Genomic DNA, 10,154 nt, shown 5'->3' with positions numbered 1-10,154 from the left:
GACCGGCTCGCCGAGCACCTCGCACCGCACAACCCCGGCCTGCGCTACGCCAACCTGGCCGTCCGCGGACGCCTGGTCGGGCAGGGACAACCGTCCGTCGCGCCACCGGCATGTCCGCTTAACGTCGTTCCGCTGTGAGTCGCCGGAAACCAACGGCGGCCGCCACAAGAGGATCGGGGGTGTGCTCGTGCGGATCGGACTGCTTACGGAGGGTGGCTACCCGTATGCGACCGGTGAGGCGGGGTTCTGGTGCGACCGGCTGGTGCGCGGACTCGGTCAGCACGAGTTCGACCTGTACGCCCTCAGCCGCAGCGCCCGGCAGGAGGAACAGGGCTGCATCCGCCTTCCCCCGCAGGTGCGCACGGTGCGCACCGCCGCGCTGTGGGGCCCGGCGGACGACGGCCGGAGATACGGGCGGCGCGAACGCCGGCGCTTCGCTGACCACTTCAACGACCTCGCCGCCGCGGTGTGCGCCGACGGCGACGGATTCGCCGACGGGCTGTACGGACTGGCCGAACTCGCCCGCGAACACGGCGGGCTCTGTGCCGCACTCCGGTCGGAGACCGCCCTGCGCGCCCTCGAGTCCGCCGGCCGGGTGCCCGGCACACGCCGCATGGTGTACGGCGCGACCGTGGTCGACCACCTCTCCTTCGCCGGCCGCCTCGAGCGTGCGCTGCGCCCGCTGAACCTCGACTGGTACGACGAGGAGGGCCTCGGCGCGGCCGACCTCTGCCACGCGGCGTCCGGCGGACCGGCGGCCCTGCCCGGCCTGCTGGGCAAACGCTTCTGCGGGGTTCCACTCCTGGTCACCGAGTACGGCGTCCAGCTGCGCGCCCACTATCTCGCGGCGGCCGACGCCGGACTGAGCACGCCGGTGCGGGCCCTTCTCGCCGCCTTCCAACGGCAGCTGGCCGCCGAGGTCTACCGGCAGGCCGCCGTCATCACGCCCGGCAACACCCATGCGCGCCGGTGGCAGGAGAAGTGCGGGGCCGACCGCGCGAAGCTGCGCACCGTCTACCCCGGAATGGAGGAGGACCGTTTCGCTGCCATCGGCGAGAGCACCGGCACCGGCGATCCGCACACCCTCGTCTGGGTGGGCCGGATCGAGCCCTCGAAGGACGTCATCGCCCTGCTGCACGCCTTCGCGGAGATCCGCAAGGAGGTACCGGCGGCCCGCCTGCGGCTGTTCGCCCCGCCCGCCCGGAGCCCGGAGGCGGCCACCTATCTGGGGCACTGCAAGGCGCTCGCCGCCCAGCTCTTCCCCGACGAGGCCGACGGCGCGCACGCCGTCGGTGACAATCCGGCCTCCTTCGAGGAGATCGGCGGACCCGAGGCCCCGGAGCTCGTCGACGCGTACGCGGCCGGGGGCGTGGTCGTCCTCTCCAGCGTCGTGGAGGGCTTCCCCGTCAGCCTGGTCGAGGCGATGTTCTGCGGCCGCGCGACGGTGTCCACGGACGTCGGTGCGGTCGTGGAGGTCATCGGCGGCACCGGGCTCGTCGTGCCCCCGCGCAATCCGCGGGCGCTCGCCGACGCCTGTGTCGCGCTGTTGCGCGACCCGGCGCGCCGGGAACGGCTGGGCGCGGCGGCGCGCGCCCGCGCCCTCGAACTCTTCACCGTGGAGCAGAACCTGACGGCATTTCGTGGCATCTACCTGGAACTCATCTCGCACGCGCCGGTACAGCGGGAGGCCGTCGACGCGGACGGTGAGCCGCTGCCCTTCGCGCACCCCGCCGAGTCGCACGTGCCGGGCCGCTGGACCGGTACGGCGCCGGGGCCGCACACCCCGAGCTGGGCGGAGGGGGCGCATCTCGTCGCGACCGGAGCACCCCGGGAAACACCTGAGGAGGCCCGCCGATGACGGCTCCCCGAACAACCGAGAGCACGACCCCCGAAGCCCCCTCCGCGGGCATCGGCACAGTGATGGCGCCCGACGCGAGGCGGGCTCTCACGGGCCTCACCCACCGCCACGCGGAAGAGCACGCGGCGATCGCGTGGGCGCCGCCGGCGGAGTCCGTGGCCGGTGACCGGTCCGGCGAGGACCGACGTGCGCCCGCCGCTCCCGGGGCCGGTCAGGGGACGGACGCGGCCCGGTCGCGCGTCACGCGGGCCGGTGACCGGTGTTGCCCGCCACCGGCGGAGCCCGGCCCGGCGGCCGGCCGGTCCGCCGAGGACCGCACGGATCCGGTGGCGCCCACCGGCGCCGCACTGCCGGACGATCGTCCCGGCGCGGGCCCGGCAGCACAGGCGGGCGGCCGGTCCGCCGAGGGGCGGCGCGGTGGGGTGATGGCCGACACGGAGTCGGCCGAGCGCGGTGGCGGTGCCCGGTCCGCCGAGGGGCGGCATGGGTCGGCGGCAGATTTGGAGCCGGTTGAAGGCGGTGGCGTCGTTCCCGTCGAGCGGGGGGCGGTGGTCGACGGCGCGGGTGCCGAGCGCGGTGGCGGTGCCCGGTCTGCCGAGGGGCGGCGCGACGGCGGTGCCCGGTCCGAAGGCCGGACGGGTGCGCCGGCCGTTGCCGGGACGGCGGGCGGCGGGGCCGGTGAGAGCAGCTCCGAGCGCCGGAGCGCCGATCCGGTCGCGCGGCGAGGGGCCGCGGACCCCGTGAAGGCGCTCATGCACCGCCATCGCGAACTGTGCGAGCGCGCCGTCGATCCGCTGGAGATCGCCGCCGGTCTCGAGGCGTGCGGAGTCACGGACCGCACTGCGGCCCGCTTCCGCCACCGGGACGTGTTCGCCCTCGCCGAGGAGATGTACGCGCGGGTGCCGCGCGCCACGGAACACACCCCTGCTCCGGTCCGGCCGGCGCGCGCCGCCGATTCGCGCGCCGGCCGGACCGGATCCGCCCCGTGGCTGCTGCGCGCACTCCTGCCGGGAGTCGTGTGCGTTCTCGCGATGGCGGGCATGGAGGCCGCCGAGGGCACCCTGCGGCTTCTCGTGGGTGTGGCCGGGGCCGTCGGGGTCGCCGTCGCGACGGCGCTGTGCCTGCGCCGCGGACCGCTCCGGGCCAAGGGGCGCACGGTCCCCTCCGTACAGATGTGGACGCTGTGCCTGCTGGCGTTCGCCGCCTTCGGCCAGGGGCTGGTGCGCGAGGTGACGGGCGGGGGGCCGGACGGCGCATGGCCCATGGACCCCGCGCCGCTGGTCTGCCTCGCCCTGGCCGTCGCCCCGGCGGCCTGCTGCGCCCATCTCTACTCCGTGCTCGCCCGGCGCAGGCTCGAACGGTGCCGGGGCCTCGACGAGTTCGCGGCGGGGGCGCGGCCAGTGCTCCTTGCCGTCCTGGTGCTCCACGTGGGTGCGCTCACCTTGCTCCTCACGTTCACCGGGATTGTTCTCCCGGGCAGCTCGCCGGTGCCCACCGCCGCGCTCGGCATCCTCCTCTTCCTCGCCCGTCTGCTCGTCGTCCACGGCTTCCCCGAATCCGCCGCGACCGGCCTGGCGGCCGCCTGCGCCGTCGAGGTCTCCGCTCCCGCCCTGCTGCTGGCGGGACGCCTGCCCGGTCTCGGTGCCCTCGCCCGGCCCGTCGACGCGGTCGTCGGCGCCTGGGGCACGGCGGCCGTGCCGGCGATCGCCTGCGCAATGGCCGCCGCCGGGCTGCTCGCCCATGCCGCGACGGCCCTGTCCCGGGCCTCCGCCCACACCCCTTGACCTGCCCCCTGACTGCCGCCGGACCCTCCGCCGTACTCCGCGGAGCCGACATCTCGGAGTGCCGGCCGCCATGGCATCGACAGCGACATCCTTAAGGAGAGAGCGACATGACCCCGCAACACCCAGCTCCGGCCCGTCGGCCCCGAGGAGCGGCGCGATGAGGGTGCTCCTGCTCGGTGCCAACGGATTTCTCGGCCGCTTCGTCGCCGACCGGCTGCTCGCCGATCCGGCCGTGCACCTCACGACCCTGGGCCGCGGCGACGACGCCGATGTCCGCTTCGACCTGTCCGGCGGCAGCCCCGGCGCTCTCACCCGCTTCCTGGGAGCCGTCCACCCCGGCGTGGTCATCAACTGCGCCGGTGCCACCCGCGGCGGCGCCCGCGAACTCACCAGGCACAACACGGTGGCCGTCGCGACCGTCTGCGAGGCGCTGCGCCGCAGCGGCTGCGGCGCCCGCCTGGTCCAGCTCGGCTGCGCCTCCGAGTACGGGCCTTCGCAGCAGGGCTCTTCGACGGCGGAGGACGCGGTCCCGCGTCCCGGCGGCCCGTACGGGGTGAGCAAGCTGGCCGCCACCGAGCTGGTACTCGGCTCGGGACTGGACGCCGTGGTTCTGCGCGTCTTCTCGCCCGTCGGTCCCGGCACCCCGGCCGGCTCGCCGCTCGGCCGGCTCGCCGAGGCCATGCGGCGCGCGATGCAGTCCGGCGACGGCGAGCTCAAGCTCAGCGGTCTCGGCGTGCAGCGCGACTTCGTCGACGTGCGCGACGTCGCGCGCGCCGTGCACGCCGCCTCCCTTTCGGCGGCCCAGGGCGTCGTCAACATCGGCACCGGACGGGCGGTCAGGCTCAGGGACGCCGCCGCCACCCTCACCAGGGTCGCCGGCTACACCGGCGCGCTGCACGAAATGGACACACCCCCGGGCCGTCCGGCCATCGGCAGCCCGCGCTCCGAGTCGATCGTCGAACACCTCGCCGCCACGCCCTCCCCGTACCCGGACGGCTGCGGCGGTTGGCAGCAGGCCGATGTGCGCACGGCGCGCGACCGGCTCGGCTGGCGTCCCCGTATCAACCTCGAGGAGTCTCTCGCCGACATCTGGATGGAGGCGGCATGCCGCATCTGACCACCACGGACACACAGCTCTCCGCCACCGGCGCGGAGAGGCTCGGTTTCGGCGTCCCCGGGTACGCCCACCCGCTGCTCGCCCCGGTCGAATGGGCCGAACTGACCCGCCCGGGGACGCCGCTGCACTGGGTGGTGCTCAATGTCGCGGGAGGGCCGGGCGAACGGCCCGATCCGCACTGCCTGGAGGCCGTCGGCCGGCTGCGCAACGCGGGCGTGCGCGTCCTGGGGCATCTCGACATGGCCCACGGGTCGCGTGCCTTCGGCGATCTCGTCCATGACGCTCAGCACTTCGCCGACTGGTACCAGACCGACGGGTTCATGCTGGACCGCTGTCCCACGGAGCGGGCCGACCTCGCCCAGGTGCGGCGGACGACGGCCACGCTGGACGCGGTGCTGGACGGTGGGCACCTGGTGCTCGGTCACGGTTCGCACCCGTACCCGGGCTACGCGGAGGCGGCGGACCAGCTCGTCACCTTCTCCGGCCCGTGGACGGAGTACCGCTGGTCACAGGTGGCGGAGTGGACTGCGGAGTACCCGCCGGAACGGTTCGTGCACTTCGTCCACGGCGTACCCCGCACGCACCTGGAGGAGGCCACGCGCATCGCGCGCTGGCAGGGCGCGGGCACGATCTTCTTCACCGACCGGGGCGGCCGCAAGGAAGGAAAGGGGTGTATCGGACCATTCGAGACACTGCCCGGCTACTGGGACGAAATCGTCTCGCAGGTCGGACGTGGTGTCTCGGAATGAGAAGGGCCATGGCAGTGTTACGGAGAGAACAACCGTACTGACATACCGACCAACGGAGCCCCCGTGTCGCTGCCACCCCTGGTCGAGCCGGCTGCCGAGCTCACCGTAGACGAGGTCCGCAGGTACTCCCGCCACCTGATCATCCCGGATGTCGGGATGGACGGGCAGAAGCGGCTGAAGAACGCCCGTGTGCTCGCCGTGGGCGCGGGCGGCCTCGGTTCGCCGGCCCTGATGTACCTGGCGGCAGCCGGTGTCGGCACGCTCGGCATCGTGGAGTTCGACGAGGTCGACGAGTCGAACCTGCAGCGCCAGATCATCCACAGTCAGTCCGACATCGGCCGCTCCAAGGCCGAGTCCGCCCGTGACAGCGTCAAGGGCATCAACCCGTACGTGAACGTGATCCTCCACGAGGAGCGGCTCGAGGCCGACAACGTGATGGAGATCTTCAGCCAGTACGACCTGATCGTCGACGGTACGGACAACTTCGCGACGCGCTACCTGGTCAACGACGCGTGTGTGCTGCTGAACAAGCCGTACGTATGGGGCTCGATCTACCGCTTCGACGGCCAGGCGTCCGTCTTCTGGTCCGAGCACGGTCCCTGCTACCGCTGCCTCTACCCGGAGCCGCCGCCGCCGGGCATGGTCCCGAGCTGCGCCGAGGGCGGCGTGCTGGGTGTGCTCTGCGCCTCGATCGGTTCGATCCAGGTCAACGAGGCCATCAAGCTGCTCGCCGGCATCGGTGAGCCGCTGGTCGGCCGGCTGATGATCTACGACGCCCTGGAGATGCAGTACCGCCAGGTCAAGGTCCGCAAGGACCCGGACTGCGCGGTCTGCGGCGAGAACCCGACCGTCACCGAGCTCATCGACTACGAAGCCTTCTGCGGCGTCGTCTCCGAGGAGGCGCAGGAGGCGGCGGCCGGTGCGACGATCACTCCCAAGCAGCTCAAGGAGTGGATCGACGACGGCGAGAACATCGACATCATCGATGTCCGCGAGGTCAACGAGTACGAGATCGTCTCGATCCCGGGCGCGCGGCTGATCCCGAAGAACGAGTTCCTGATGGGCACCGCCCTTCAGGACCTGCCGCAGGACAAGAAGATCGTCCTGCATTGCAAGACGGGTGTCCGCAGTGCGGAAGTGCTCGCCGTGCTGAAGTCGGCGGGCTTCGCCGACGCCGTGCACGTCGGCGGCGGCGTCATCGGCTGGGTCCACCAGATCGAGCCGGAGAAGCCGGTCTACTGATCGCGTGAAACCACGGAGACGCCCCGGATCGCCGCGTGAGCGGTCCGGGGCCTCCCTTGTGCTCAGGACGAGCAGGTCTTCCCCATGGTGAGGACGAGCAGCTTTCCCCGCGGTGAGGACGAGCAGGTCGTCCTTGTGCTCAGGACGAGCAGGTCGTACCGTCCTCCGGCACCGTTCCCTGAAGCAGATAGGCGTCCACGAGGGCCGTCACACAGGCGCCGTTGCTGTAGGCGCCGTGCCCCTCGCCCTCGTTGGTGACCAGCATGCCGACACCCTCGCCCAGTTCGTCGGCCGTCTTCCGCGCGCCCTCGTAGGGTGTCGCCGGGTCACCCGTCGTGCCGATCACCAGGATCGGCGCCGCGCCCTGCGCGGAGACGTCCGGAGTCGTGGCCGCGCCCTTGACGGGCCAGCCGGCGCACCCGGCGAACAGTCCCCACGCGAGGGGCGGACCGAACACGGGGGAGACCTTCGTGAAGTCGGCCAGGTGACGGGCCCTCGCCTCGGCCGAGGTCGCCTCGACCACGGTGTCCGCGCAGGTGATGGCGACATGGGATTCGTGCTGCCCGGAGTAGTGCCCTTCGCTGTCGCGGTTGTGGTAGGCGTCCGCGAAGGCCATCAGCACACTTCCGTCACCGCGCTCGGCGGCCTCCAGAGCGATGGTCAGATACTGCCAGTCGGACCGGGAGTAGAGCGGCGTGACGATCCCTATGGTCGCGAGGCCCTCGGTCAGCTCTCGGCCGTCCCGCGTGGGCAGCGGCTCCCGGTCCAGCTCCGCGAGGAGCTCGACGATGCGGTCCGTGCCTTCCTTCGCACCGATGCCGCGGCTCTTGAAGTAGTTCTCCAGCGCCCGCTGGAAGCCGAGCACCTGATTGCGCGAGTGCGCCACGTCGTCGGCGGTCGAGTCGACGACGGCGTCCAGGACCAGCCGCCCGACCTTCTGCGGGAACAGGTGGGCGTAGACCCCGCCCAGCTCGGTGCCGTAGGAGAAGCCGAGGTAGTGGAGCTTCTCGTCGCCGAGGACCTGGCGCATCAGGTCCATGTCGCGGGCGGTGTCGAGCGTGCCGACGTGCGGCAGCAGCCGGCCGGACCGCTCGGCGCAGTCCGCACCGAAGTCCGCCGCGTCGGCCAGGTACGCCTTCTCCTCCGCCGCGTCGTCCGGGGTGGGGTCGATCGCCAGCGACTTCTCCGTCTCCGCGTCGTCGCGGCAGACGACGCCCGAGCTCCGGGCGACACCGCGCGGGTCGAAGCCGACCAGGTCGTAGCGCTTGCCGAGATTCCCGTAGTCGACGGCGGCGCTCGGCAGGGTTGCCACACCCGAGCCGCCGGGGCCGCCGAAGTTGAACAGCAGCGAGCCGATCCGCCGCTCCGGTTCACCGGCCTCGGCACGGATGAGGGCGATGCCGATCGTCTCGCCCGCCGGGTCCGTGTAGTCGAGGGGCGCGTCGAGCGTGGCGCACTGCCACTCGTCGCCCGGCTTCTCCGCGTCGCTGCCGAGCGCCTTTACCGGTGCCCCGCAGCCCTTCCAGTCCAGCTTCTGGCCGGTCAGCGCCGCGGGCAGCCCGGACCGCTCTCCGGTCGCGGAGGCGGACGGCGCGTTCCTGCCGTCGGCCGCCGCGTCCTGCCCCGCCTCGCACCCGGCCAGCGTGCCCGCCGCCAGCAGCACGGCGGCGGCCAGCGCCCCGGTCCGTATCCGTTGTCTCATGACGCCCCCACGGCCTTTCGAAGACAGGTTCGACATCCTAGGTCGCCGGGTGCGACCCCCCTGCACGCCGCCGCCTGGGATCACCTGCACACCGTGCCGTCGGACGGCGGCCTGCCCTCCAGCAGATAGGTGTTCACGGCCTCCCGTACGCAGGGACTGCTGCTGTACGACCCGTGGCCCTCGCCCTCGTACGTGACCACGGCCGCCACGCCCTCGCCCAGCGCCCGGGCCATCGCCCGAGTGCCCTCGTAGGGCGTCGCCGGGTCGCCGGTGTTGCCGACCAGCACGATGGGCGGCGCGCCGGGCGCGGAGACGTCCGGGTGGACCCAGGTGCCGGGAACCGGCCACTCGACGCAGCTCGCCTGCCCCCAGGCGAGGTACTCGCCGAAGACCGGAGACGCCTTGCGGAACTCGGGCACCATGGCCTTGGCCTCGTCCAGCGTGTAGCGGGCCTTGGAGTCGACACAGCCGATGGCCGTGCCCGCCGCCTGCATATTGCTGTAGCTGCCGTCCTCGTTGCGGCCGTTCAAGGCGTCGGAGAACGTCATCAGCAGGGCTCCGTCGCCGCCGTCGGCCTCGTCGAGGCCCTGCTCCAGCAGCCCCCAGAACTCCTGGGAGTACAGCGCCTGGAGAATGCCGTTCGCCGCCTGGCCCTCGGTGAGCATCCGTTCGCCGAGGCCCGGGATCGGCTTCTCGTCGAGCCGGCCGAGGAAGCCGATGATCCACTCCTCGATCTCCTGAACGGAGGAACCGGGGAGCCGGCAGTCGTCGCCGCGCGCCAGGCAGTCCTCCGCGAAGTTCTCGAGCGCCAGCTGGAAGCCCTCGACCTGGCCGAGGGCGCTTTGGACGGTGCTCTGCGTCGGGTCCACGACGGCGTCGAAGACGGCCCGTCCCACGTTCTTCGGATGCAGGTGGGCGTAGACGCCGCCCAGCTCGGTGCCGTACGAGATGCCGAAGTAGTACAGCTTCCCGTCACCGAGGACCTGGCGCATCAGATCGAGGTCGCGAGCGGCGTTGAGGGTGCCGACGTACGGGAGCTCGTCTCCCGAGTTCGCCTCGCAGCCGTCTGTGAACGTCTCGATCCCGTCCAGGTATGCCTCCTCCTCCGCGGCGTCGTCCGGCGTCGGGTCGATGGTGGCCAGCCTTTGGAGTTCCCGGTCGTCGACGCACTCCACGGGCACGCTGCGGCCCACTCCGCGCGGGTCGAAGCTCACCAGGTCGTAGCGAGAGCGCAGATCGTCGTACTCGGAGGCGAAGGACGGCAGGGCGTGCACGCCGGAGGCGCCCGGTCCGCCGAAGTTGAAGACGAGAGAGCCGATGCGGTTCTCCGTGTCCCGCGCCGGAGCCCGGATCAGGGCCAGCTCGATGGTCTCGCCGTCGGGCTCCGCGTAGTCGAGCGGAACGTCCATGAAGGAGCACTCCCACCGCACACCCCCGGGCAGCGGCGACGGCGAGGGGCCGTTGCCCTGCGCCTCCGAGGGGGCGGGGCACGGACGCCACTCCAGCTGCTGGGCGGCGAAGTCCTCCGCCCGGCCCTCGTCCTCGCTCCCCGCCTCGGAACAGCCGGCGCCGGTCAGCAGTACGGCGGTCACTGTGGCGGCAGCCGCTGCGCGCGCGGCGGCGGAAGTCATCGGCATGCAGCCATCCTGCGCCGCCCCGGCAGGCCCCGCACGGGCTGGCGGACGCCCGGCCTCCATGCGGG

The 10,154-nt window shown here is 72.6% G+C and carries 7 protein-coding genes; 5 read left to right on the top strand and 2 right to left on the bottom strand.

What is annotated here, in order from left to right; genetic code table 11:
• The first annotated feature begins 187 nt into the window (after positions 1-187).
• The 5 genes from AB0903_RS16165 to moeZ all read left to right on the top strand — a co-directional run bounded on the left by AB0903_RS16165 (position 188) and on the right by moeZ (position 6,750).
• Complete coding sequence (locus tag AB0903_RS16165; protein WP_366703215.1) at positions 188-1,858, top strand: DUF3492 domain-containing protein; 1,671 nt, start codon at positions 188-190, stop codon at positions 1,856-1,858.
• Positions 1,855-3,642, top strand: coding sequence for a hypothetical protein (locus tag AB0903_RS16160; RefSeq protein ID WP_366703157.1), 1,788 nt, complete (start codon positions 1,855-1,857; stop codon positions 3,640-3,642). The genes AB0903_RS16165 and AB0903_RS16160 overlap by 4 nt, the downstream gene beginning before the upstream one ends.
• Before the next feature lie 157 nt (positions 3,643-3,799).
• On the top strand, positions 3,800-4,759 hold the full coding sequence (locus AB0903_RS16155; protein ID WP_366703155.1) for an NAD-dependent epimerase/dehydratase family protein: 960 nt from the start codon (positions 3,800-3,802) through the stop codon (positions 4,757-4,759).
• Positions 4,747-5,508, top strand: coding sequence for a spherulation-specific family 4 protein (locus AB0903_RS16150; RefSeq protein ID WP_366703153.1), 762 nt, complete (start codon positions 4,747-4,749; stop codon positions 5,506-5,508). The genes AB0903_RS16155 and AB0903_RS16150 overlap by 13 nt, the downstream gene beginning before the upstream one ends.
• Positions 5,509-5,571: 63 nt before the next feature.
• Positions 5,572-6,750: an adenylyltransferase/sulfurtransferase MoeZ gene (moeZ, locus tag AB0903_RS16145; protein WP_366703151.1), complete on the top strand. Its 1,179-nt coding sequence runs from the start codon at positions 5,572-5,574 to the stop codon at positions 6,748-6,750.
• 139 nt (positions 6,751-6,889) lie between these two features.
• On the opposite strand, the gene AB0903_RS16140 is transcribed toward moeZ, so the two are convergent.
• Positions 6,890-8,452 carry an alpha/beta hydrolase gene (locus AB0903_RS16140; RefSeq protein WP_366703149.1) on the bottom strand — a complete coding sequence of 521 codons (1,563 nt, stop codon included), beginning with the start codon at positions 8,450-8,452 and terminating at the stop codon, positions 6,890-6,892.
• Between the two features lie 80 nt (positions 8,453-8,532).
• Positions 8,533-10,089 (bottom strand): alpha/beta hydrolase, encoded by a 1,557-nt coding sequence (locus AB0903_RS16135; RefSeq protein ID WP_366703147.1) that lies wholly within the window; start codon positions 10,087-10,089, stop codon positions 8,533-8,535.
• Positions 10,090-10,154: the final 65 nt, after the last annotated feature.

This window comes from Streptomyces sp. NPDC048389 (assembly GCF_040706335.1).
GTDB lineage: Bacteria > Actinomycetota > Actinomycetes > Streptomycetales > Streptomycetaceae > Streptomyces.
The sequence above is the reverse complement of the archived record's forward strand: the minus strand, read 5'-3'. Positions and strand labels throughout refer to the sequence as shown.